The 23,688-nt window shown below is 64.4% G+C and carries 21 protein-coding genes; 11 read left to right on the forward strand and 10 right to left on the reverse strand.

Annotated elements, in window-relative coordinates:
* The first annotated feature begins 13 nt into the window (after nucleotides 1-13).
* A complete protein-coding gene (gene pdxR, locus AC1DMY_RS08715) occupies nucleotides 14-1,441 on the forward strand; it encodes a MocR-like pyridoxine biosynthesis transcription factor PdxR (protein ID WP_477164558.1) in 1,428 nt (475 codons plus the stop codon).
* 244 nt (nucleotides 1,442-1,685) lie between these two features.
* On the forward strand, nucleotides 1,686-2,003 hold the full coding sequence (locus AC1DMY_RS08720; RefSeq protein WP_477164559.1) for a DUF2384 domain-containing protein: 318 nt from the start codon (nucleotides 1,686-1,688) through the stop codon (nucleotides 2,001-2,003).
* Here AC1DMY_RS08720 and AC1DMY_RS08725 read toward each other — a convergent pair.
* The 4 genes from AC1DMY_RS08725 to AC1DMY_RS08740 form a co-directional block, all read right to left on the reverse strand.
* Nucleotides 1,997-3,586 carry a PepSY-associated TM helix domain-containing protein gene (locus tag AC1DMY_RS08725; protein WP_477164560.1) on the reverse strand — a complete coding sequence of 530 codons (1,590 nt, stop codon included), beginning with the start codon at nucleotides 3,584-3,586 and terminating at the stop codon, nucleotides 1,997-1,999. The genes AC1DMY_RS08720 and AC1DMY_RS08725 overlap by 7 nt on opposite strands.
* A gap of 15 nt (nucleotides 3,587-3,601) precedes the next feature.
* Entirely contained in the window at nucleotides 3,602-3,856 is a 255-nt protein-coding gene (locus AC1DMY_RS08730) for a hypothetical protein (RefSeq protein ID WP_477164561.1), read from the reverse strand.
* Nucleotides 3,853-4,125, reverse strand: coding sequence for a hypothetical protein (locus AC1DMY_RS08735; protein WP_477164562.1), 273 nt, complete (start codon nucleotides 4,123-4,125; stop codon nucleotides 3,853-3,855). The genes AC1DMY_RS08730 and AC1DMY_RS08735 overlap by 4 nt, the downstream gene beginning before the upstream one ends.
* A 129-nt stretch (nucleotides 4,126-4,254) precedes the next feature.
* The gene (locus AC1DMY_RS08740) at nucleotides 4,255-5,574 is read right to left on the reverse strand and encodes an OprO/OprP family phosphate-selective porin (protein ID WP_477164563.1); all 1,320 of its coding nucleotides are present in this window, start codon (nucleotides 5,572-5,574) and stop codon (nucleotides 4,255-4,257) included.
* A 227-nt stretch (nucleotides 5,575-5,801) separates the two neighbouring features.
* Here AC1DMY_RS08740 and fabV point away from each other — a divergent pair, with 227 nt between their 5' ends.
* Nucleotides 5,802-7,007 (forward strand): enoyl-ACP reductase FabV, encoded by a 1,206-nt coding sequence (fabV, locus tag AC1DMY_RS08745; RefSeq protein ID WP_477164564.1) that lies wholly within the window; start codon nucleotides 5,802-5,804, stop codon nucleotides 7,005-7,007.
* Nucleotides 7,008-7,098: 91 nt separating this feature from the next.
* Nucleotides 7,099-8,517, forward strand: coding sequence for a cryptochrome/photolyase family protein (locus AC1DMY_RS08750; protein ID WP_477164565.1), 1,419 nt, complete (start codon nucleotides 7,099-7,101; stop codon nucleotides 8,515-8,517).
* A gap of 57 nt (nucleotides 8,518-8,574) precedes the next feature.
* Here AC1DMY_RS08750 and AC1DMY_RS08755 read toward each other — a convergent pair whose 3' ends face one another.
* Together AC1DMY_RS08755 and AC1DMY_RS08760 are read right to left on the reverse strand one after the other, a co-directional pair.
* A complete protein-coding gene (locus tag AC1DMY_RS08755) occupies nucleotides 8,575-9,810 on the reverse strand; it encodes a cation:proton antiporter (protein ID WP_477164566.1) in 1,236 nt (411 codons plus the stop codon).
* Between the two features lie 61 nt (nucleotides 9,811-9,871).
* Complete coding sequence (locus AC1DMY_RS08760) at nucleotides 9,872-11,347, reverse strand: MFS transporter (protein WP_477164567.1); 1,476 nt, start codon at nucleotides 11,345-11,347, stop codon at nucleotides 9,872-9,874.
* A 247-nt stretch (nucleotides 11,348-11,594) separates the two neighbouring features.
* Here AC1DMY_RS08760 and rnk point away from each other — a divergent pair, with 247 nt between their 5' ends.
* From rnk to gloA2, 4 genes are all read left to right on the forward strand, one after another.
* The gene (gene rnk / locus AC1DMY_RS08765; protein ID WP_477164568.1) at nucleotides 11,595-12,005 is read left to right on the forward strand and encodes a nucleoside diphosphate kinase regulator; all 411 of its coding nucleotides are present in this window, start codon (nucleotides 11,595-11,597) and stop codon (nucleotides 12,003-12,005) included.
* A gap of 110 nt (nucleotides 12,006-12,115) precedes the next feature.
* Nucleotides 12,116-14,506 (forward strand): NAD-dependent DNA ligase LigA, encoded by a 2,391-nt coding sequence (ligA, locus tag AC1DMY_RS08770; protein WP_477164569.1) that lies wholly within the window; start codon nucleotides 12,116-12,118, stop codon nucleotides 14,504-14,506.
* The gene (gene epmA / locus AC1DMY_RS08775; RefSeq protein ID WP_477164570.1) at nucleotides 14,503-15,459 is read left to right on the forward strand and encodes an EF-P lysine aminoacylase EpmA; all 957 of its coding nucleotides are present in this window, start codon (nucleotides 14,503-14,505) and stop codon (nucleotides 15,457-15,459) included. The genes ligA and epmA overlap by 4 nt, the downstream gene beginning before the upstream one ends.
* Nucleotides 15,460-15,463: 4 nt before the next feature.
* Nucleotides 15,464-15,859, forward strand: a complete 396-nt coding sequence (gloA2, locus tag AC1DMY_RS08780) for an SMU1112c/YaeR family gloxylase I-like metalloprotein (RefSeq protein ID WP_477164571.1) — start codon at nucleotides 15,464-15,466, stop codon at nucleotides 15,857-15,859.
* A gap of 71 nt (nucleotides 15,860-15,930) precedes the next feature.
* Here gloA2 and aqpZ read toward each other — a convergent pair whose 3' ends face one another.
* Nucleotides 15,931-16,632, reverse strand: a complete 702-nt coding sequence (gene aqpZ / locus AC1DMY_RS08785; RefSeq protein WP_441602352.1) for an aquaporin Z — start codon at nucleotides 16,630-16,632, stop codon at nucleotides 15,931-15,933.
* A 239-nt stretch (nucleotides 16,633-16,871) separates the two neighbouring features.
* Between aqpZ and AC1DMY_RS08790 the strand changes: the two genes are divergently transcribed.
* A complete protein-coding gene (locus tag AC1DMY_RS08790) occupies nucleotides 16,872-18,194 on the forward strand; it encodes an MFS transporter (protein ID WP_477164572.1) in 1,323 nt (440 codons plus the stop codon).
* Between the two features lie 223 nt (nucleotides 18,195-18,417).
* Here the strand turns inward: AC1DMY_RS08790 and hflD are convergent, their stop codons facing one another.
* From hflD to AC1DMY_RS08805, 3 genes are read right to left on the reverse strand one after another with little or no spacing between them, the layout of a single operon-like run.
* A complete protein-coding gene (gene hflD, locus AC1DMY_RS08795; RefSeq protein WP_441602450.1) occupies nucleotides 18,418-19,041 on the reverse strand; it encodes a high frequency lysogenization protein HflD in 624 nt (207 codons plus the stop codon).
* A gap of 10 nt (nucleotides 19,042-19,051) precedes the next feature.
* Nucleotides 19,052-20,191, reverse strand: coding sequence for a tRNA 2-thiouridine(34) synthase MnmA (mnmA, locus tag AC1DMY_RS08800; protein WP_477164573.1), 1,140 nt, complete (start codon nucleotides 20,189-20,191; stop codon nucleotides 19,052-19,054).
* The gene (locus AC1DMY_RS08805; RefSeq protein WP_477164574.1) at nucleotides 20,188-20,679 is read right to left on the reverse strand and encodes an NUDIX hydrolase; all 492 of its coding nucleotides are present in this window, start codon (nucleotides 20,677-20,679) and stop codon (nucleotides 20,188-20,190) included. Before AC1DMY_RS08805 ends, mnmA begins: the two co-directional genes overlap by 4 nt.
* A 143-nt stretch (nucleotides 20,680-20,822) precedes the next feature.
* On the opposite strand from AC1DMY_RS08805, the gene clpS reads away from it, so the two are divergent.
* Together clpS and clpA are read left to right on the forward strand one after the other, a co-directional pair.
* Nucleotides 20,823-21,149, forward strand: coding sequence for an ATP-dependent Clp protease adapter ClpS (clpS, locus tag AC1DMY_RS08810; protein WP_074546739.1), 327 nt, complete (start codon nucleotides 20,823-20,825; stop codon nucleotides 21,147-21,149).
* Between the two features lie 240 nt (nucleotides 21,150-21,389).
* Nucleotides 21,390-23,657, forward strand: a complete 2,268-nt coding sequence (gene clpA / locus AC1DMY_RS08815; RefSeq protein ID WP_477164575.1) for an ATP-dependent Clp protease ATP-binding subunit ClpA — start codon at nucleotides 21,390-21,392, stop codon at nucleotides 23,655-23,657.
* The last annotated feature ends 31 nt before the right edge of the window (nucleotides 23,658-23,688 follow it).

Genomic DNA, 23,688 nt, shown 5'->3' on the forward strand with positions numbered 1-23,688 from the left:
GAGGTAACCACTGATGGACATCCTGCTTACCATCGCCGGTCGCCGGGACCTGGCCGGACAGCTCTACCAGCAACTGCGTGGGGCCATCGTCGATGGGCGACTGGCGGCAGGTTCGCGGCTGCCGTCCACGCGGGACCTAGCCGGCCAGTTGGGGGTGTCGCGCAAGACCACGCTCGAAGTCTTCGAGCGACTCACCGCCGAGGGTTTCCTGGTCGCCAGGCAAGGCGACGGCACCTTTGTCGCCGAAGGCCTCGCCACACCTCCGCCGGCGCGCACCCGTGGCGCATCGTCGCCCAGGGCCGCGAAAGTGTGGCAGCGCGTTCCCGAGGCCTTGTCGATGCCCAAGCCAGGCGAACGGCTGCGCTATGACTATCTGGGCGGAGTCACTGACAAGACGCTGTTTCACGCCGATGCCTGGCGCGCCTGTGTGGCGCACGCCTTGCGTACGCAGGCGCGCGGGCGAGGCATGTATCGCGATCCGGCCGGCGAGCAGGAGCTGCGGCTCGCTATCGCGCGCTATCTCGGTTTCAGCCGCGCGGTGGCGTGCAACTGGCAGGACGTGCTGGTGACCCAGGGCGCGCAACAGGCCATCGACCTGGCCGCGCGCGTGATGGTCGAGCGTGGCGATGTGGTCGCGGTGGAGGAGCCCGGCTATCCGCCGGCACGCGCCTGCCTGCTGGCGTTGGGCGCGCGGGTCAAACCGGTACGCGTGGATGCGGAGGGCTTGTGCGTCGACGAGCTTCCCGACGACGCGCGATTGGTCTACGTCACCCCTTCGCACCAGTTTCCGCTGGGCATGCCGATGAGTCTGGATCGGCGCGTGGCCTTGCTGGAGTGGGCGTCGCGCCGCGGCGCACTGATCGTGGAAGACGACTACGACGGCGAATTCCGCTTCGAAGGACGTCCGCTGGAATCGCTCAAGGGCCTCGATCGCAGCGGCGTAGTGGCCTATGTCGGGACGTTCTCCAAGACGATCTTTCCGGAACTGCGCACCGGCTATGTGGTGCCGCCGCCGTCGCTCGCCGCCGATTTCCTCAAGGCCCGACAGATCAACGACTGGCACGGCTGCACCCTGACCCAGGCCGCGCTGGGCCGTTACATGCTCGACGGCGAGTTCGGCCGCCATGTACGTCGGGTGCAGAAGCACTACGCCGAACGCCGGGCCGCGCTGCTGGAACACCTGCGCGGTCCCTTGGCCGCATGGTTGGAGCCGATCGTGCCGGCGGCCGGTATCCACTTGGTCGCCCGGCTGCGTCAAGGCATGAGTGAGGAAGCGGTGATTTCCCGCGCCCGCACCGCCTCCATCGCGCTCTACGGCATCAGTCGCTTCTACGCGGGACGGCGCTCGCAACAAGGGCTGCTGTTCGGCTATGGCGACACGCCGGTGCAGGACATTCACGCCTCCATGCAGCAACTGGCTGCCTTATTGGCTAGTGCTTAAGGCGCGTCGCTGGCCTTTCGGTTCTACCCAAAAGTATTAGTCGATGGGCCCTGCGAATTCACGCGAATTCAGCATTTGCTTCAGCATGATCGGGTCGCATGGTGAGCAGGGGCGGCACGGTCGCCATGCAGCGAGAACGGCAGGGCTCACGGAAGGGCGATAGGAGTCCAGGCGTCTTTCCCGCCAGGCAGGCAGGGCGACCCAGGGCGACATCACCGGACGGCGCGGGGGAGGGAGTATGGGCATGCGCAAGATAACGATCAGGTTTCAGGACGTCGCCACTGAGTTAGCCCAGATCAACACGTTGCGTGACGACGTGATGGAGCGCGCCTTCAGCATGCTCGAGCAGCGCCACGACACGCTGGCCGCGATGCTGGTGCAAAGCCTCGGTGATCGCCAGCGCGCGGTGCGCTGGATGTGCCGTCATCAGAATGCGTTCGATGGACGGACCGCCTACGAGCTGCTCGCCGATGGCGAGGCAGACACCGTCTGGGACGAGATCGCCCTGTTGAGCGATGCGCCGGTGTCGGCTCGCATCAACGCCGTGCGGATGGCTTACTGAGGGCGTTCCGTACCGACCGCGACGGTGCTCGGCGCCTTGATCGCCCACACGCTATTGGCGTTGCCGCTGTGCGCCCGTCGTGTCGCGGCGCGCGCGAGCAGTGCAAAGACCACACCTAGTGCGATGCCGGTGAGATCGACGCCGATAGCGCGCCAGGCGAGTGGCGACCCATCCTGCGCCATGGCCGAGGCATTGCTCGCCAGGTCGACGATGGCCATCGCCGTGGTGAGTGCCGCCGTGGCCCACAGCAATTCGATCATCGCCTTGGCCACCGGCCGCAGGCAGGCGTATGCACACGCCGCCAGGAACAGTCCGTAGCAGGCCACGCGCTGTGGCAGGCCGGCATCCACGCCCAGTCGCACGGCGATCCAGGTCGCCACGAACGCACCGGAAATCGCCAGGCAGCTACCGATGCACACGCCGACCGTGGCGCGCGCCATCACCAGCGTCTTGCGCGGTTGTTCGGCATGTCGACGTTTGCGGCGCGATTCGATCCATAGCAGGTTGCCGGAATAGAACAGGAACGCGCCGGCCAGCCCAAGGATGAAATAAAGCCATTGCACCGTGCGTCCACCGAAACTGCCGAAGTGCAGGCCGAACAGCGAGGCGTAGCTGATCCCGTTGAGGCTGTAGCGATCGCCCACGTAGGTGGCAAGCACCGTACCGTCATGCGCCGACATCGCGACGCTGCCAAATGAACCCAGTGTGTGCTGCGAGAGGCCGCGCACTTCCGCCACGGCATTGCGGTCGCCGTAGTGCACGAAATGCATGTAGTCGGGCTCGAACGTGGTGACGCCGCTCTTCAGCGCTTCGGCGCGGGCGCGTTCGATCAGGGCATCGGTGGACAGCATGCTGGCGTTGGTGCCGCTGACGGTGACCGCCGGCGTGGTGTTGGTGGCCTTGGCGAAGGCGTCGAACAGCTTGCCGTCGAATGCCACCGTGTTGAGCGCGGCCAGCGTGATGCCGAACAGGCAGAACAGCGCGCCGGTTACCGCAAAGATCACATGGAACGGCAGGCTGATCACGCCGATCGCGTTATGCGCGTCCTGCCAGAGTCGCTTGAGGTTGCGCCCCACGCGCATGGCGAACAGATCCTTCACCAGTTGCGGCAGGTGGATCAGGATGCCCGACAGCAAGGCGAGCCCGTAGATCACGCTCACGATGCCCATCAGATACAGGCCGATCACCGGCAGTCCCAGCGAGTCGTGCAAGGCGTAGACGAAGTCGGCGAGTTCGTCCTCCGACGCTTCGGTGCGGGGTGCCTGGACCTGGCTCGCGGTGGCGAAGCGGCTGCCGTCCTTCTGTTCCCAATAGGCATACGCGGCGTGCGAACTGTCGCGCGCAAGCACGATGCCGAAGTCCTCGCGCGCTTCGGGATGGTGGGCGAGCACGCGTTCGATCAAGGTATCCATCGGCACGTTCGCATCGGCCATCGCGCGCCACGGCGGGTTCTGCCACGCGGCGATGTCGTCGTGGAAGACCGTCAGCGCGCCGGCATAAAAGGCTACGAACAGCGCGAAACCGGCGAGCAGGCCGGTCCAGGTGTGTACGGTCTGGAAGGTGCGGAGGGTGGCGGCTTTCATCACAACTTCCCTGTATCAGCCGGGCAGGCGCAGCAGCCACAGCGCAGCAAAAACGACGATGTTCGCGCTACCCATCACGAGCCAGGCGCGCGGGCCGCTGCGGAACATATAGGCGATGGCCATGAAGGCCGTCCACAGCGGAAAGAACAGGATCAGCGCCGGTATCAGCAAGGCCTGGCCATGCTCGGGCAGCACATGCAGCAACAGCGCAAGCAGCAGGGCGGCGAGCGGAAAGCCGAGCACGGTGCCGGCCAGACAGCGGGCGATCATGATTCGCCGACTTCCGCGGTCTCGGTGCGCCACCATGCCAGATACGGCAGCAGCACCCAGGTGAGCATCAGCATGGTCAGTGCCGCGGTGATGCCCGGGCCGACGCCGGCCGCATGCCACCAGCAAGCGGTACCCAGCAGCGCCAACAGCCAGCCCAGGCCGCGCGCGGAAGCGGGCAGGGACGAGGCACGCAGCCGCTGCTGCGCGCTGGCCAGATAGACCAGCACGGCGCCCGACAGGGTCAACAACAGGGCACAAAAGGTGATCACGTCGGCGCCTTGAAACCGCTATGCACTAGCTTGAATATTGAGAATTATTCTCATTTGGTGACTGCGCTGTCAACCGCGCGGGCCGCCGGACGGCGGCGCCGTGCCGTTCTGCCGCACTCGCGGCGCTGCTTAAAACTGGTACTGGAAGCGCCCCACGATGGCTGACGGATGCTTGCCGCTGTTCTCGTTGCCGGGCTTGTTCAGGTCCAGCGCGTGGACAAGGTTGGCGGAGAGGCGAACGGACTTGTCCAGATACCAGTTCACGCCCAGGGTGAGGTTGGTCTCTTTGCCGCCGACGACATCGCGATCATTGAGGTCGGTCATGCTCAGTCGCGCGCCGACTTCCAACGCGCCGCCGCCATGCCCGTTCCAGGAGGCATGTGGCACGACCGGACCAAACGTTGCGTTGCCTTCGCGGTAGTCGCGGCTCTCTCCGGTGATCATCCAGCTGGCATAGGCGTACCAGCCGCGAAAGCGCAGGGCAGGCAGGCCGTCACTGCGTTGCAGATGCGCTTCCATATATTCGGCCTGCCAGGAGAACGGGCCGTTGACGTGGGCGGCTTCGAATCCGTAGCGCTGCACCTTGTTCGAGCCGGTGATCTCGCCGGTGTTGAGGAAATAGCCGTCCGAGGACAGGGACACCTCCGAGGCCGATTTGAACTGCTGGTCGTTGTCGGGGCCGGCGCGACGCGTCGAATAATCGATGGCCAGGTGAGTCGAGCCGCTGTCGGTTTTCAGCAGATAGGCAAGGCGACCGGTCAGCGCGACGCCGCGCTGGGTACGGCCTTCATCCTTGGCGCCGGCGGTGTAGAAGCCATAACTCCATATCCACGGGCCGTGGAAATCGCTGGAGGTGATGCCCACGCTGCGGCTCGGCGCCAGTGCATTGGTGGTGGCGCGTTCGAGAAACGTGGTGTTGCGAAAGCTGCCGAACTGCTCGAGGCCGAAGGGTTCCTGCTGATTGCCGATGGTGACCACGCCGAAATATTGGGTCTGCTTGCGCAAGTAGACATCCTTGAATTCGAGATGGCCGTCCACGATCTGCGCGTCGGCGTAGAACAGCCAGTCGAAGCGCAGGTTGCGAGTGAGGCTAATGTCGGCGCGTCGTATCGAAAATTGCGTATTGCCCAGGCCTTGATGGTTGTAGTCGGCGGCATCGACCATCACGTAGCCGTGGATCTGGTTGTGGATCACCGGCGTGTCGATGCCGCCTTCGAAGGGGCGCATCAGCGACAACTCGCGCAGGTGCTCCAGTGCAGCGCTGTCGTTGCTGGCCGTGGACGTCGTGGAGACAGGGGCTGCAAGGGCGGCTTCTTCGGTTGATCCGGCCGCCGCAGCCGATGGTTTGGACGGCTGATGGACACAACCGGAGGCCGTCGCGCACGCAAGACCAAGGCTCAACCATGTCGGGACATGGCCAGCCAGCGTCTTGCGCGCGATATCCGCCATGCCCGCTCACCCCTCGTCCCTTGCCGCTGATGACCTGTGGCAGCCCGCCATCCTTGCCCTGGCCCGGGCTATTCATAGTGCCGCGATGGTGAAGCTTTGGTCTGTGGGAGCTGCTTGGAACGAGTGTCCGCGATCCTTCCGTGGAGCGGCCGGACTTCCCTACGGAGGCGCATGGCCTGTCGCGCGGGTTAATATGGCGGTTTGCAACGCCTCCCAGGAGTCCTCGAGTGATCATCAACCCCAAGGTGCGTGGTTTTATCTGCGTGACGGCCCATCCGGTCGGCTGCGAGCGCAACGTGCTCGATCAGATCAACATCACCAAGTCGCAAGGCGACCTGGGCGAGGGTCCCAAGCGCGTGCTGGTGATCGGTGCGTCCACCGGCTACGGCCTGGCCTCGCGCATCACCGCTGCCTTTGGTTACGGCGCGGCCACGCTCGGGGTGTTCTTCGAGAAGCCCAGCAGCGAGACCAAGACGGGCACCGCGGGCTGGTACAACTCCGCGGCGTTCGACAAGCTCGCCAAGGAAGCGGGCCTGTTCAGCCGCTCGATCAACGGCGATGCATTCGCCAACGAGACGCGCGAGCGCGCCATCGAGATCATCAAGAACGAGATGGGCGGCAAGATCGACCTCGTCGTCTATTCGCTGGCCTCGCCGGTGCGCAAGTTGCCGGACACGGGCGAAGTGGTGCGTTCCTCGCTCAAGACCATCGGCGAGACCTTCACCGCCAACTCGATCGACACCAACCGCGACACCGTGGTGCAGGCGTCGGTGGAGCCGGCGACCGAGCAGGAAATCAAGGACACCGTCACCGTGATGGGCGGCGAAGACTGGAAGCTGTGGATCGATGCGCTGAGCAAGGCTGGCGTGCTCGCCGATCATGCCAAGACCGTGGCCTATAGCTATATCGGCACCGAGATCACCTGGCCGATGTACTGGCACGGCACGCTGGGCCAGGCCAAGCAGCACCTGGACAACACCGCCAAGCAGCTCGTCGCCGAGCACAAGGCCGAGCATCTCGACGCATACGTGGGCGTGATGAAGTCGGTGGTGACCCAGGCGAGCGCGGCGATTCCGGTGCTGCCGCTGTATATCGCCATCTCCTTCCGCGTCATGAAGGAGCTGGGCATCCACGAAGGCACCATCGAACAGATCAACCGCATGTTCCGCGATCGCCTGTACCGCAAGGATCATGCGGCGACAGAAACCGACAGCGATGGCCGCCTGCGTCTTGACGACTGGGAGCTGCGCGACGATGTGCAGCAGGCCTGCAAGGCGCTGTGGTCGACGGTCAATACCGAGAACCTCAACACGCTCACCGACTACGCCGGCTACAAGAGCGACTTCCTGCGCCTGTTCGGCTTTGGCCGCACCGACGTCCATTACGAAGAAGACGTGAACCCGGATCGCCGCTTCGACGTGGTCGAGCTCTGATCGATCCCACCGGATGCCGTCGCCACGGCGGCATCCGGTACCGTCCAAAGACGAGGCATACAACGCTGCAGGGGCTCACTAAGCTGCTGGCATGAGCACCGCCATTGTCTGGTTTCGCCGCGACCTTCGCCTCGCCGATCATCCCGCACTCAGTGCCGCCGCCCAGGCGCACGAACATATTCTTCCGCTTTATATTCATGCGCCGCATGAAGACGGCGCGTGGGCTCCCGGCGCCGCGAGCCGCTGGTGGCTGCATCACTCGCTGTCGCGGCTCGATGGCCAGCTGCGCGAGCATGGCAATGCGTTGCATCTTGTCCAGGGCGACAGCCTCAAGGTGCTGCGCGACCTGATCGAGCGCACGGGCGCCACGGCGGTGTATTGGAACCGCGTCTACGAACCCGCAGCCATCGCGCGTGACAGCGCGCTCAAGGCAGCCTTGCGCGAGCAGGGTGTCGAAGTACATAGCTTCAATGCTTCGTTGTGGTGCGAACCCTGGCGGATCGAGACGAAACAGCAGGGGCCGTATCGCGTGTTCACGCCGTTCTGGCGGAGCATGCGTCCGCAACTCGACGTAGCGCAGCCCTTGGCCGTACCGGGTTTGCTCCGTGCGGTCGATGTCGACGGCGGCGTGCCCCTGGATGCACTCGCGCTGTTGCCGCGCATCGCGTGGGATGGCGGCCTGAAAGAAACCTGGCAGCCGGGTGAGCAGGGCGCGCAGGAGTGGCTGGATATCTTCATGGACGACGCCGTGAACGATTACCAGCGAGCCCGCGACCTGCCGGCCCGACACGGCACCTCCCGGCTCTCGCCGCATCTGCACTTCGGCGAGATATCGCCGCGGCAGATCCATCGCGCGCTCGCCAATCGCGCGGCCGCCACCGATGCGCGCCGACGCCCGGACATCGAGCCCTACCTGCGGGAGCTGGGCTGGCGCGAGTTTGCCCATCACCTGCTGTATCACTTTCCGAAGACGCCCACGGCCAACTTCAACGAGCAGTTCGACCGGTTTCCCTGGGCGGGCGAAAATGCTGCAGCGATTGAGCGATGGCAGCGCGGACTTACCGGCATTCCCCTGGTGGACGCGGGCATGCGCGAGCTCTGGCATACCGGCTGGATGCACAACCGCGTGCGCATGATCGTGGCCAGCTTCCTGTGCAAAAACCTCAGGCAGCACTGGCATCACGGTGCGCGCTGGTTCTGGGACACGCTGGTGGATGCGGACCTGGCCAACAACACGTTGGGTTGGCAGTGGGTGGCCGGCAGCGGCGCTGATGCGGCCCCATATTTCCGCGTATTCAATCCGGTGACGCAGGCGCAGAAGTTCGACCCGGAGGGGCACTACCTGCGGCGCTGGTTGCCTGAGTTGGCGGAGGTGCCGCTGAAGCAGTTGCACGAACCGTGGACGGGTCCCGCGCTGCTCAAGCGCACTGGCTATCCCGCGCCTATGGTGGACCTGGGCGAGAGCCGCGAAGCTGCCTTGATGGCTTATCGCACCATGCGCGCGAGCTGAGGATCCGCTGCACCGACCACCTGTGGGAGCGCACCCTGTGCGCGACAGGCCTCCACTTCACCGCTCCGTCGGGTCGTCGCGCACAGAGTGCGCTCCCACAGAGGTCGGTTGAACGGATGTGGGTGCACTCCATTTGCGCAACATCCACGCCAGCACCGGCGGCGTCACCATCGCCGTCAACAACGACATCGCCACGATGATCGCGTAAATGCGATCGCTGAAAACCCCGGCGGCCAACCCAAGGCTGGCGATCACCACGCCCACTTCACCTCGCGGCACCATGCCCAATCCGACGACGGTGGCGCTGCGCGCACCCAGCGACAGCGAGCCAAGAAAGCCGCCAATCAACTTCGATGCAATGGCAATCAGGGTCACCACCAGCAACATGGTCGCCGCCTCAAGGTTCATCAGCTGGTGCAGGTCAATCTTGCTGCCGGTGATGACGAAGAAGAACGGTGTGAGCAAGGCGAGCAAGGGCTGCGTCTGTTTCTCCAGCGTGTGCTGCTGGCGCGTCTCCGAGGCGATCATGCCGGCCAGGAAGGCGCCGATGATGGCGGCCAGGCCAAACAGCGTCGACACGTAGGCAAGGCCAAGACAAAGCGCCAGTACAATGGCTAGCGCCGAGTGAGGGCTCTGCGGCTTGTCCAGCCAGCTGGAATTCCAGCGCATCACGCGAGCACCGCCGATACCGATGATGGCGATAAAGCCGATCGCGCCGGCCAGCACGGCGAGCAGGTGCACGACGTCAACGCCTTCGCCGCCTTGCAGCGAAACCACCACGCCCAGCAACAGCATGGCAAGGATGTCATCGATCACTGCCGCGCCAAGAATCACCTTGCTCTCGATGCGCTGGAGTGCACCGAGCTCTTGCAACACGCGCGCCGTGATGCCGGCCGAGGTGGCGACGAAAGCCGCCGCGATAAACAGCGAGCGACTCCAGTCGAAGCCATTGCCGTGTGCCCACGCGCCACCCATGCCAAAGGGCACCAGCACGCCGAGCACGCCAACGATGAAGGCGACCTTGCCGACTTTCTTCAGATCCTCCAGCCGTGTTTCCAGTCCCACCGAAAACAGCAGCAGGACTACGCCAATCTCTGCCAGTACGTCCAGCGGCGTACCGGGTACGACTTGCTCAGGCGTGATCCAACCGAGCAGGGACGGACCGATGATGCAGCCCGCGGCAATCTCGCCCACCACGCCTGGCAGCTTCAGGCGCTGGGCAATTTCGCCGCCAAGCTGGGCGGCGATGAAGACGATGAAGAGGGTGAGCAGGATGTCGCTGGCGTGGTGCATGCGAAGAAACCGGCGGCCGTCGAATGCCACGCATGCTACATGCTGGTGACCGGACGTGCTCTCAGTCGGGCGCGTGCGTCGAGCGCGGTGACGCGTCGCTCTTGAGTCGGCTGAACACCCAGCTGGCCGTGGCGGTCACGATGGCGAGCAAGAGGACGGTCCAGCGAAACGCGGGGATGTAATCCTCGTGGGCATGGCCTTGCAGCAGGGCTTCCATCAGCAGCGAGGCCAGCGCGATGCCGAAGCTCATCGACAGATACTGCGCGGTCGAGGCCATCGACGACGCCTGCGCGGCGAACTTCACGTCCATGTCGTTGTAGATAAGCGTATTCATGGCGGTGTACTGCAGGCCCATGAAGCCGCCGTAGACATACACCATCAGCGCGATCACCCACATCGGCGAGCTCTTGCCGAGCAGTGCGAACGACGCCAGCATCACTGCCACGATGAGCGTGTTGGCGAACAGCAGCTTTTGATAGCCAAAGCGTTGCAGCAGCCGGTTGATGCCCCACTTGGCGGTGATCGAGCCCAGCGCCTGCGGCACCATCATCAGGCCGGCCATCAGGGGCGACCAGCCGCAGCCCACCTGCAGGAACAACACCAGCAGCAGGAACATGCCCGACACGCCCAGGCGCGTGAACAGGTTGCCGGCCAACGACACCCACACGCTGCGCACACGCAGCAGGCTCAGGTCCGCCACGGGATGATCGTTGCGGCGGCTGTGCCACACGTAGGCAACGCCGAAGACGACCGCAAGCACGCCATAGATGGCGATGCGCAACCCTTGTCCGCCGCCACCGCTGGCAACTTCGGACGCGGTCAGCAACATGGCGGACGCGGCGGCGAACAGCAGAAAGCCCAGCAGATCGAAGGGATGCACATCGTCCAGCCGGTAATCGGGCATGTCGCGGCGATTCATCCACATGCCGATCATGCCCACCGGGACATTGATCAGGAAGATCAGTCGCCACGAGGTGTATTGCGCCAGTGCGCCGCCCAGCAGCGGGCCGAGCACCGAGCCGAGCAGGCCCACGGTGGCGACCGTGCTCATGGCTCGCACGAAATCGCGCTTGTCGACGCTGCGTACGAGCACGTAGCGGCCCACCGGCATCAGCGCCGCGCCGCCCAGGCCCTGCAGCACGCGCGCAGCGACCAGCTGCGGCAAACTCTGCGCGATGCCGCACAACAGCGAGCCGACGGTAAAGGTGGCGATGGCCAGGGCAAAGATGCGCCGCGTGCCGAAGCGGTCGCACAACCATGGGCTGGCGGGAATGAAGATCGCCAGCGTCAGCACGTAACTGGTGAGCGCGGTGCGCATGCCCAGCGGCGTGACGTTCAGCGCCTCGGCCATGGCAGGCACCGCCGTGTTGACGATGGTGGAGTCCAGCGCCTGCATGAAGAACGCGGCAGCCACCAGCCAGATCAGTCCGCGATAGCGATCGCGCGAGGACTCCGGTGGCGGAGCAGGAGCCGGTGCTTCCTCGCCTGGCGGCGGCACGGGAAGGTTGGTTTGGGTGGCGGCCAAATTCTCGGACATGTCTCATTATGATAGCTGCTATGGCAGCTTGCTTTTGCCGGTCGCTGCGTCCAAAGTCGGCTGCGTTTCATCTTTGGGGTGCGCGTGTGCGCACCGCGTCAACTCGCAACAGCGAAGCAACCCGACGAGCAACGGTGAACGGATAACCACGATGAATCGATCGCGCCGGGGCGGCAGCGTCCCGGCGCGTCTCTTTTTGCGATAGCTGGCGGATCGTCGCAGATGCATCCGCACGACAGGAGTCCCTATGAGCAGCAAGCCACCGATTGTCATTTCCACACGCGACCTGGATCGCCTTGAAGCCATGCTCGAGCGCATGCCGCCGGTGCAGGCCGGGCAATACCAGGCGCTGCGCGGCGAGCTCGATCGTGCCGACGTGGTGGAGCCCTCGGCGATACCGGCGGACGTGGTCACCATGAATTCCGTGGTCACTTTCAAGGACGACGATGGCGGCGACGAGTTGACCGTCACCCTGGTGTATCCCGCCGGCGCCGGCGTGCCGGGCACGGTGTCGATCCTGGCGCCCGTGGGCAGCGCGCTGCTCGGCCTGAAAGTGGGCCAGCACATCGAATGGCCCACGCCGGACGGCCACCGCCGCGAGCTGCGCGTGCTGGACATCGAATATCAACCGGAAGCGTCGGGCGACCTGCACCGCTGATCGGGGTTGCCGGTTTATGCACACCTTCTTCACGATCGCCACGCGATTTGCGCGCAACCGGGCCGAAGCGAGTCGCGCTTAGGTAAACTTCCGCTCATGAGGACACCCGCATGAGCCAGAGTCAGGCCACCGATTGGCGCGCCCAGGCCGCCGAACTGCGCGACAAGATCGAACGCGCGAACTATCGCTACCACGTACTCGACGATCCCGAGATCACGGACGCCGAGTACGACCGCGCGATGCGCGCGCTCGAAGCGCTGGAACTGGCGCATCCGGAGCTGGCCACGTCCGACTCGCCGACGCGGCGGGTCGGTGCGCGTGCGCAGGGCGGCTTCGCCGAAGTGCGTCACGTGATTCCGATGTTGTCGCTGAACAACGCCTTCGAACAGGACGGCGAGGGCGATCGCGAACGCTTCCGCGAGATCGCCGAGTTCGAACGCCGCATCGAGCAGACCCTGGACCGCCGCAATCCGGAGTTTTCGGTCGAGCCCAAGCTGGACGGCCTGGCGATCAGCCTGCGCTACGAAAACGGCGTGTTCGTGCAGGGCGCGACGCGAGGCGACGGCGAGACCGGTGAGGATGTCACCGCCAACCTGCGCACGGTGCGCGCCATTCCGTTGCGCCTGCGCGGGGAAGGCTGGCCGCGCGTGCTGGAAGTGCGCGGCGAAGTGATCATGCTGCACAAGGATTTCGAAGCGTTCAATGCACGTGCCCGCGAGCATGGCGAGAAGACCCTGGCCAATCCGCGCAATGGCGCGGCAGGCTCGCTGCGCCAGCTCGATCCGGCCATCACGGCGCGCCGCAAGCTGAGCTTCTTTGCTTATGCGGTGGGCGACGTGCAGGGCGGCGAGCTGCCCGCTACGCATTCGAAGACGTTGGCCAAGCTGCGCGACTGGGGTTTTCCCGTGTCGCCCGAAGTGGGCAGCGCCAAGGGTTTCGAGGGCCTGATTGCCTACTACCGGCGCATCGGCGCCAAGCGCGACAAGCTCCCCTACGACATCGACGGCGTGGTCTACAAGCTGGATGACTACGCCGGCCAGCGCGAGATGGGCTTCGTGTCGCGCGCGCCGCGCTGGGCGGTGGCGCACAAGTTCCCGGCGCAGGAACAGACCACCACGGTCGAGGCGATCGAGATCAATATCGGACGCACCGGTGCGGCCACGCCGCTGGCGCGCCTTAAACCGGTGCAGGTAGGCGGCGTCACCGTCAGCAATGCCACCTTGCACAACGCCGATCAGGTGGCGCGTCTGGATGTGCGGGTAGGCGATACGGTGATCGTGCGTCGCGCCGGCGACGTCATTCCCGAGGTCGTGCGCGTGATGCCGGAGCTGCGGCCGCCGCATACGCATCCCTGGCATATGCCCACGCATTGCCCGGTGTGCAACTCGGCCTTGGTGCGCGAAGAAGGCGAAGCCGCGTGGCGTTGTTCGGGCGGCCTGATCTGCGCGGCGCAACGCAAGGAAGCGCTGATTCACTTCGCCGCGCGCCGTGCCATGGACATCGATGGCCTGGGCGAGCGCTTCGTGGAGGCGCTGGTGGATTTCGGCTACGTGCATACGCCGGCCGATCTCTACTCGCTGACCCTGGATGATTTCCTGGAGATGAAACGCCGCGCGGACGAGCGCGACGACAGCACGCCGGAAACGGTCAAGCAGGGCAAGGTCGCCACCAAGTGGGCCGAGAACCTGATCGAGGCGATCGAGGCAAGCAAGCACACCAGCCTGCCGCGCTTCCTGTTTGGGCTGGGCATCATGCATATCGGCGAAAGCACGGCGAAGACGCTGGCGGCGTGGCTCGGTAGCCTGGCGGTGATTCGTCGTATGCCGGCGGCGGTGCTGCGCGTGTTGCCGGATATCGGCGATGAAGTCGCGCGTTCCATCGCCGCGTTCTTCGCGCAGGACGGCAATCAGAAAGTGGTCGACGCATTGCTCGCTTCGGGCATCGTGTTTTCCGACGAAACCCATCCTTCGCCCAAGCTGCATCAGCGCCTGGATCTGGCGCTGCTGCTGGATATGGCGGGCGTGAGCAAGCTCGGTCCCAAGAGCACCAAGCTGCTGGCCGAGCGGTTTACGTCGCTCGACAAACTGGTGGCGGCCGGGCCGGCGCATTGGGTCACGGCCGGCTTGCCTTCGGCGGCATCGACCAATCTCGAAGCCTTTCTTGCCGACAAGGCGAAGCTGCAGCAGTTGCGCGAAGCGGATGCTGCGATGTGGGACTTGCTCAACGCCATCCCCACGACGACCAGGGCCGCCGCCGCGCCGCTGGAGGGCCAGACCATCGTGCTCACTGGCACACTGTCGTCGCTGAGCCGCGACGACGCCAAGGAGCGGCTGGAGGCGCTAGGCGCCAAGGTGGCCGGCTCGGTGTCCAAGAAGACCAGCTTCGTAGTGGCGGGCGAGGCGGCTGGGTCCAAGCTCGACAAGGCGCAGGAATTGGGCGTGGAAGTGTGGGACGAAGCGCGTCTGCTCGAGCTGCTCGCCACCCACGAGGGCGGCGCATGAATCTTCACATGGCCGGACGCCTGCATCTGCGCGCACGGCTATACGCGCTGATCCGGGCGTTCTTCGCGGAGCGCAACGTGCTGGAGGTGGAAACGCCGATCCTGTCGGCGGCGGGCAACACCGATCCGAACATCGAGAGTTTCAGCGCTCGTTTCACAGGTCATGTGGACGCCGGTGCGCGCGAGCGCTGGATGCGCACCTCGCCGGAATATCCGTTGAAGCGCTTGCTGGCGGCCGGTGTTGGCGACTGCTATGAGATGGGCCGGGTGTTTCGCAACGGTGAGGCAGGCGGTCGCCACAACCCCGAGTTCACCATGCTCGAGTGGTATCGCGTGGGCTGGGATCATCGGCAGCTGATGGAAGAAACCATCGCGCTCGTTGAAGCGGCGCTCGCGACGATGGGGGCGCGAGCGGAAATATGCATCGAAGGCTACCGCCAGCTCTTCATCGACGAGCTTGGCATCGATCCGGCGCATGCGCCGATCGAACAGCTGCAGCTGGCGCTGGAGGAATTCAACATCCATCCGGACGGGCTCACGCGCGACGACTGGCTGGATCTGCTGATTACCCATCGATTGCAGCCATCCTTTCCGCAAAACCGCATTACGGTGATCCACGACTATCCAGCCTCGCAATGCGCGCTGGCGAAAGTGCGGCCCGGCGATCCGCCGCTGGCTGAGCGCTTCGAGCTTTTTCTGGGGCGCTATGAGCTGGCCAATGGCTACCACGAACTCAACGATGCAGCCGAACAGCGGCGACGTTTCAAGCGTGACAACGCGGTACGTCAATCGCGCGGACAACCGATGATCCCGATGGACGAGAACCTGCTGGAGACGCTGGACGCCATGCCCGATTGCGCGGGCGTAGCCTTAGGCATCGAGCGGCTTTTGATGTGCCTGGTAGGCACGGACGCGATCGCCGACGTGCTCACCTTTCCCTTCGCAGAGGCCTGAAGGCATGGCGTCGAGCCTGTTGCCCGCCATCCATCACGTGGCGCTGATTTGTTCGGACTACGCTCGGTCGAAGGCCTTCTATACCGAGACGCTGGGCTTTCGCATCATTCGCGAGGCGTACCGCGCTGAGCGCGACTCGTGGAAGCTCGATCTCGAGGTCTCGCCGGGCGTCAGCCTTGAACTGTTTTCGTTTCCTTCACCACCGCCACGGCCGTCCCGACCGGAGGCGCAGGGTTTGCGGCATCTCGCTTTTGCAGTACCGGATGTGGATGCCGTGATCGCCACGCTGCAGCAGCGCGGCGTGACCTGCGAACCCGTGCGCGTGGATGAATTCACCGATCGACGCTTCACTTTCTTTGCCGATCCGGACGGCCTGCCGATCGAGTTGTACGAGGCCTGACTCGTCCGTGCAAAAAAAATCCAGCGGCTCGATGAGCCGCTGGATGTCGACGTGGAACGTCGGTCGGGTGCTTAGTCGTGCCAGTCCAGCAGGTGGCGATAGATCAGACCGCCCACGATGCCGCCGATCAGCGGAACCACCCAGAACATCCACAGCTGCCCCATCGCCCAGCTGCCCTGGAACACGGCAACCGCGGTGCTGCGCGCCGGATTGACCGAGGTGTTGGTGATCGGGATGGATATCAGGTGGATCAGCGTGAGCGCGAGGCCGATGGCCAGCGGTGCAAAACCGGTCGGCGCCAGTTTATGGGTGGTGCCATTGATCACGATCAGGAAGAACGCGGTCAGTACGAACTCGGCAACCATGCAGGCCACCAGCGAATACTGCCCCGGCGAATGCTCGCCGTAACCGTTGGAGGCAAAGCCGCCCGCAACGGGATCGAACACCGGCCTGCCACTGGCGATCAGGTAAATGGTGGCGCCGGCGGCGACACCGCCCACCACTTGCGCGATCCAGTAAGGGATCACGTCCTTGGCCGGAAAACGGCCGCTGGCCCACATGCCTGCGGTCACGGCGGGATTGAAGTGCGCACCGGAAATATGACCCACGGCGTACGCCATCGTCACCACGGTGAGGCCGAAGGCGAGGGCAACGCCTGCAAATCCAATGCCCAACTCAGGGAAGGTTGCCGCGAAGACTGCGCTGCCGCAGCCGCCAAACACCAGCCAGAACGTGCCGAAAAACTCTGCTCCCAAACGCTTGCCCATATTCACGGGGACTCTCCTTGCCAGATTTTCAGGGAATGGCTCGAGCGCATCCATGCGTGACTTCCACAACGATCCCGATTTGAAACAGGCTCTTAGTGCATGGCTCGAGTACGCCTAGGCTAACAAAATCGGCCGTAGGAGTAGTCGTCATCCAGGGCCTGAACGGTGAAAGCTGACATACCGAAGAGGCTTTTCCTTTGTGTATGCTGCTCTGTCGCTCTCGCCTGGTACTGCAGGATCCTTCGATGACGCAAGCATTTCCGACCACGCCGACACTGGCTATTCCTGACCGCCGCATGGGCGCGCGTGACATCCAGACCCTGCTGCTCGCCTCGCTGGGCGGCGCGCTGGAGTTCTACGATTTCGTGGTGTTCGTGTTTTTTGCGCTGCCGCTGAGTCATCTGTTTTTTCCGCCTGACATGCCGCAGTGGCTGGCCCAGTTGCAGACCTACGCGATCTTCGCCGCGGGCTATCTGGCCCGACCGCTGGGCGGCATCGTGATGGCGCACTTCGGCGACCGCCAGGGCCGCAAGCGCATGTTCACCCTGAGCGTTTTCCTGATGGCGCTGCCCACGCTGGCCATTGGCGCGCTGCCGGTCTATGCCTCGGTGGGGCTGCTGGCGCCGCTGCTGTTGCTGTGCCTGCGCGTGATGCAGGGCGTGGCGATCGGTGGCGAAGTGCCGGGCGCCTGGGTGTTCGTGGCCGAGCACGCGCCGCGCGGGCGGGTCGGTTTTGCCTGTGCGTGCCTCACCTCGGGCCTGACGGCGGGCATTCTGATCGGCTCGCTGACGGCGGCGTGGATGAATCATCACTTTTCGCCCGCTGAGGTGCTGCACGGATGGTGGCGCTTGCCGTTCGTGCTGGGCGGCGTGTTCGGCCTGGTGGCCGTGTGGCTGCGTCGCTGGTTGAGCGAAACCCCGGTGTTTGCCGAGTTGCATGCGCGCAAGGCATTGAGCGAGGGCTTGCCGCTGCGCACCGTGCTGGCGGGTCATGGCGCCAGCGTGGCCGTTTCCATGGCGGTCACCTGGACCCTCACCGCGGCCATCCTGGTGCTGATCCTGGGGCTGCCCAGCCTGGTGCAGAAGTCGTTCGGCATGCCTGCGGACGTGGCCTTCCTGGGCAATAGCATCGCCGCTTTTTGCCTATGCGTGGGCTGCGTGGCATTCGGCTGGCTGGTCGATCGCATCGGCGCCGCCTGGACACTGATCGCCGGCTCGGTGGCACTGGTCACGGTCACTTATCTGATGTTCGGTGATCTGGCGGCAGGCGGCGCGCACTTTCTGCCGCTGTATGGGCTTACCGGTTTTCTGGTCGGTACCGTCGCGGTAGTGCCTACGATCATGGTGGCGGCGTTTCCGGCGCCGATCCGTTTCTCCGGCATTTCCTTCGCCTACAACGTGGCTTATGCCGTGTTCGGCGCCTGTACGGCCACGTTTATCGGTTACCTCGCCGGGACGGCCGGACGCATGGCCGCGGCGCACTATGTGACGATCACGGTGATCGTCGGTGTCGCGGCGGCGGTTTGGTTGCTGGTCAAAGGCCGTGGCAGAGCTGAGTTGATGAGTTGAGCGTAGGCGCTTGGCGCCTGTCCAATCTCTTGTCCAAATGCGCATCTTCCTCACCGTCATTCCGGCGCAGGCCGGAATCCAGTGGCCTCGGTGCCAGGTTTTTGCGAGGCGTCCAGAGCATGGCCGCCTTTCGCGGCAACTCAGCCTAGTCGCTACTGGATTCCGGCCTGCGCCGGAATGACGGTGAGGGATCGGTCGCGATGAGAGATGCTTGAAACAGATCTCAAGGGTTGTTGATGGTCGATCCCGTCAACAGCCCACGCGCCAGCATGCTGCACTGCTTGCGATAGAGCAGCATCTGCCACTGGCGCCCGCCCAGCTGCCGCCACAACACCGCCGAACGCACGGCGGCGAGCAGGTTGGTACGTACCTTTTCCACCACGGCCGGCTGCTGCAGCTGCTGTGGATTGCCGGTGACCATCACGCGCGGCTTGAGCGTGGAAAGCGTGCCGGCATACAGCTCGGCAAGACGCTTCACTACCTGTGGCGAATCCGCACCGAAATGCTCCACCTGTCGCTGTGCGGCGGCGATGCCCTGCTGCAGGCGGTCCAGCAGATCGCTGCGGCGCGACAGGCTGCGCTCCAGGCGCATCACGGTGAAGGCCATGCGGGTGATGGCCACGTCGCGGTTGTTCTCGTCGAGCAAGGTAATCAGCTGGCGCAGCCCCAACCGTACGGCGCCAACATCGCCGTACACGCCGACCACGGACGGCGCATCGATACGGAACACGCTGGCCATGCTCGATGCCATGGCGATGTCGTCGCAGCGGCCATCGTTGGCCAGCTGCTGGGCGAGCGTGGTGGCCTGGAACAAACCCGCCAGGGCCAGCACGCGCTCTTCGTTCATCGCGAAAATTTCAAACACCGGTCAGAGCCTCGGAGAGGGCGGAGGAAGTAGCGGCATCATTCCAGCCGCCAAAGGGAGCGTCGGTGCGGTCGATCACGGCACCGCCGAGACAGGCCTCGCCGTCGTAGAAAACCACCGACTGGCCGGGCGTGACGGCCCGCTGCGGCTGGTCAAACACCACCTCCAGCCCGTCGTCCCGTACAAACACCTCGCAGGCCTGGTCGGCCTGGCGATAGCGGGTCTTGGCAGTGCAACGGAACTGCTTTGCCGGCGGCTCGCCGGCCACCCAGGTCGGCGGCTCGGCGTGCAGGCGCTGCGAATAGAGCCAATGGTTCTCGCCGCCTTGCGCAACATACAGCACGTTGGCGGGCACATCCTTGCCGACTACGTACCACGCCTCACCGCTGGCGCCATGGCGCCCGCCTATGCCCAGGCCATTGCGCTGGCCTAGGGTGTAATACATCGCGCCCTGGTGCTCGCCCACGGTCTGGCCGTCGGGCGTGCGCATGGGGCCGGGCTGGGCGGGCAGGTACTGGGCAAGAAAGCTGCGGAAGTCGCGCTCGCCGATAAAGCAGATGCCGGTGGAGTCCTTCTTGGCGTGTGTCGGCAGCGCGGCCTCCTGGGCCATCTGGCGCACCAGCGGCTTCTCGATCTCGCCGACCGGAAACAGCGTGGCGCTGAGTTGCTGCTGGCCGAGCGCGTGCAGAAAGTACGTCTGGTCCTTGGCAACATCCACCGCACGCAGCAGGCGATATTTGCCGTCATGGAAGTCCACGCGCGCGTAATGGCCGGTGGCGATCTTGTCGGCGCCCAGCCCGCGGGCTTCATCCAGGAAGGTCTTGAACTTGATCTCGCGATTGCACAGCACGTCCGGATTGGGCGTGCGGCCGGCGCGATATTCGGCAAGAAAGTGCTCGAATACGCCGGCCCAGTACGCGGCGGCGAAGTTGCGTGCATGGAACGGAATGCCCAGCCGCCCGCACACGGCTACGGCATCCTTGCGATCGATATCGGTGGTGCAGGGACCGTCGCGGTCGTCTTCTTCCCAGTTCTGCATGAACAGGCCTTCGACCTCGTAGCCACCCTGCTGCAGCAGCAGGGCCGCCACCGAGGAGTCGACGCCGCCGGAGACACCGAGCATCACTTTCATGGGTAACGATCCTCGGCGAGCAGGCTGTGCAGCAGGCTCAGCGGGTGGCGCTGGCCGCTCAGCCAGGCGTCGATGCTCATCAACACCAGCGGACTGCGCAATTGGTCACCCAGTGCCGCAATTTCGTCACGGGTGAGCCACAGGGCCCTGCGAATGCCCTCATCGAGCGGGCGTTCGGCATCGTGACTCACCGCCCGCGCCGCGAAACTGAAGCGCACCACGCCGTCACCATGCTCGGTGCTACGCCACTGGTGGACGCCGATCAGGTGCTCGGGGACCACCGTCCAGCCCGTTTCCTCCAGCGTTTCGCGCACGGCGGCGGTCAGCAGGCTCTCTTTGTCATCCAGATGGCCCGCCGGCTGGTTATAGGCGAGGCGGCCGTTGACCTCCTCTTCGACCATGAGGAAGCGGTCGCCATCGGCAACCACGCAGGCCACGGTCACGTGTGGGCACCAGACTTGCAGGGGAATGGGTGAGGAATCGGCCATCGGGGTTATATGGCGACGCAATCGGCACTGGAAAAGCGGTCATTGTGCCATCACCTGAAGGCGATCTGCCTTCGGCGGTGCCCCTTGGGAGCATCCCGGGTGCCCGGCGCTATACTTTCCCCAAGGAAATTTCACGTAGACCCATGGCTCACGAACCCGAACACGAACAAGGCAGCGGTCACGGCCTGGCGCTGGAAACCTCCCGTCCGGAGGTGGCTCGCCCGCCGCTCTTCCAGGTGGTACTGCTGAACGACGATTTCACACCGATGGATTTTGTGGTCGAAGTGCTGAGAAGTTTCTTCAGTCTGGACCAGGAACGTGCGGTGCAAGTCATGCTTCACGTGCATACGCGCGGAAAAGGCGTGTGCGGGGTGTTTACCCGGGAAGTCGCGGAAACCAAGGTGACCCAGGTGAACGAATATTCACGTGCTCATCAGCACCCTTTGTTGTGCACTATGGAAAAGCTCTGAAAAGCGGTAATGAGAGGTAAGTGGTGCAAGCGCTAAAACCGATGACTTGAGGCCAACCTGCGGCGAGCGACGCGGCAACGGGTCGCGGCCTTCTGGTCACTCACTCAATGGTCGGCTTTGGCGTCCACGCTACCCAACTCGCACCCCGTCCCTGGCACGGATATTGAAGAGCCTTCCAGCACCCCCATTTCGTAGCTATCGGGGCGCGTGACGCCCAGCCACACAGCGGAGTAGGTCCGGATGTTCAGCAAGGATCTCGAAGTCACCATCGGCCAGTGCTACAAGCAGGCCCGCGAGCAACGTCATGAATTCATGACGGTAGAGCACCTGCTGCTCGCTCTCACCGAAAACCAGTCGGCCCTCGGCGCCCTGCGCGCCTGCGGCGTCGACCTGCCGCGCCTGTCGCGCGAGCTGGAAAAGATCATTGCCGAAACCGTACCGGTATTGCCGCACGGGGACGAGCGCGATACCCAGCCCACCCTCGGTTTCCAGCGCGTACTGCAGCGCGCGGTTTATCACGTACAGTCTTCGGGCCGTAAGGAAGTCACCGGCGCGAACGTGCTGGTGGCGATTTTCGGCGAAAAGGATTCGCACGCCGTGTATTTCCTGCACCAGCAGGAGATCACCCGCCTGGACGTGGTCAACTACATTTCGCACGGCATCGCCAAGATCGGCGACGAGCCGTCGTCCAGCATGCCGGGCGCCGAGCGTGAGAGTGAAGACGGCGAGCCCAAGGGCAACCCGCTCAGCGAATACGCCAGCAACCTCAACGAGCTGGCACTGGAAGGCAAGATCGACCCGCTGATCGGCCGCCAGGATGAAATCGAACGCACCATCCAGGTGCTGTGCCGCCGCCGCAAGAACAATCCGCTCTATGTCGGCGAGGCTGGCGTGGGCAAGACGGCGCTGGCCGAAGGCCTGGCCAAGCGCATCGTCGACGGTGAAGTGCCCGAAGTGCTGGAGAACGCCACCATCTGGTCGCTGGACCTCGGCGCGCTGGTGGCCGGCACCAAGTATCGCGGTGATTTCGAAAAGCGCCTGAAGGCCGTGATCAACCAGTTGAAGAAGCAGACTGGCGCGATCCTGTTCATCGACGAGATCCACACCATCATCGGTGCGGGTTCGGCGTCGGGCGGCACCATGGACGCGAGCAACCTGATCAAGCCCATGCTGGCCTCCGGCGAGCTGCGCTGCATCGGTTCCACCACGTTTCAGGAATTCCGCGGCATCTTCGAGAAGGATCGCGCGCTGGCCCGTCGCTTCCAGAAGATCGACGTGGTCGAGCCGACCGTGGCCGATAGCCTGGAAATCCTCAAGGGTCTGCGTTCCCGCTTTGAGGAACACCACAACGTCACCTACACCAGCGAGGCGCTGAAGGCGGCGGTGGATCTGTCGGTGAAGCACATTCCCGATCGTCTGTTGCCGGACAAGGCCATCGACGTGATCGACGAGGCTGGTGCGCGTCAGCGTCTGCTGCCTGCCGACCAGCGCACGGGCAGGGTGGATGTGCCCGAAGTCGAATACATCGTGGCCAAGATGGCGCGTATCCCGGCCAAGCAGGTATCGGCCTCGGATCGCGACGTGCTGAAGAACCTCGAGCGCAACCTGAAAATGGTGGTGTTCGGCCAGGATCCCGCGATCGAAGCGCTGGCTGCGTCGATCAAGATGGCTCGTTCGGGTCTGGCCGATCCGTCCAAGCCGATCGGCTGCTTCCTGCTGGCCGGCCCCACCGGCGTGGGCAAGACCGAAGTGACCAAGCAGCTGGCGATGCAGCTGGGCATCGAGATGATCCGCTTCGACATGTCCGAGTACATGGAAGCGCATTCGGTCTCCCGCCTGGTCGGTGCACCTCCGGGTTACGTCGGCTTCGACCAGGGCGGCCTGCTTACCGAAGCGGTGACCAAGCATCCGCACGCAGTGTTGCTGCTGGACGAAATCGAGAAGGCGCATCCGGATGTGTTCAACATCCTGCTGCAGGTGATGGATCGCGGCGTGCTCACCGATACCAACGGTCGCGAAGCGAACTTCAAGAACGTGGTGGTGGTGATGACCACCAACGCGGGTGCGCAGCAGGCGTCGCGTCGCGGCATCGGCTTCGTCAAGCAGAACCACTCGATGGACGCGATGGAAGTGATCCGCCGCAGCTTTACGCCGGAATTCCGCAACCGTCTGGACGCGATCATTCAGTTCAATGCCTTGGACTTCGATCACATCCTGCGCGTGGTGGACAAGTTCCTGATCGAACTGGAGTCCCAGCTCACCGAGAAGCACGTGAGCCTGGACGTGGATGCCGATGCCCGCCGCTGGCTGGCCGAGCATGGCTTCGATCCGCAGATGGGCGCGCGTCCGATGGCCCGCGTGATCCAGGAGAAGGTGAAGCGCGCGCTGGCCGACGAGCTGCTGTTCGGCAAGCTGGCCGATGGCGGCAAGGTGCGCCTGAGCGTCAACGATGGCGAGCTGGTGGTGACCACGGAAGCGGCGGAGAACCTGCCGGCCACCGTGAGCTGATCTGGCTTTATGGGAACGACAAAAAGGCCGC

It is taken from the genome of Dyella sp. 01L423 (genome assembly GCF_056399945.1).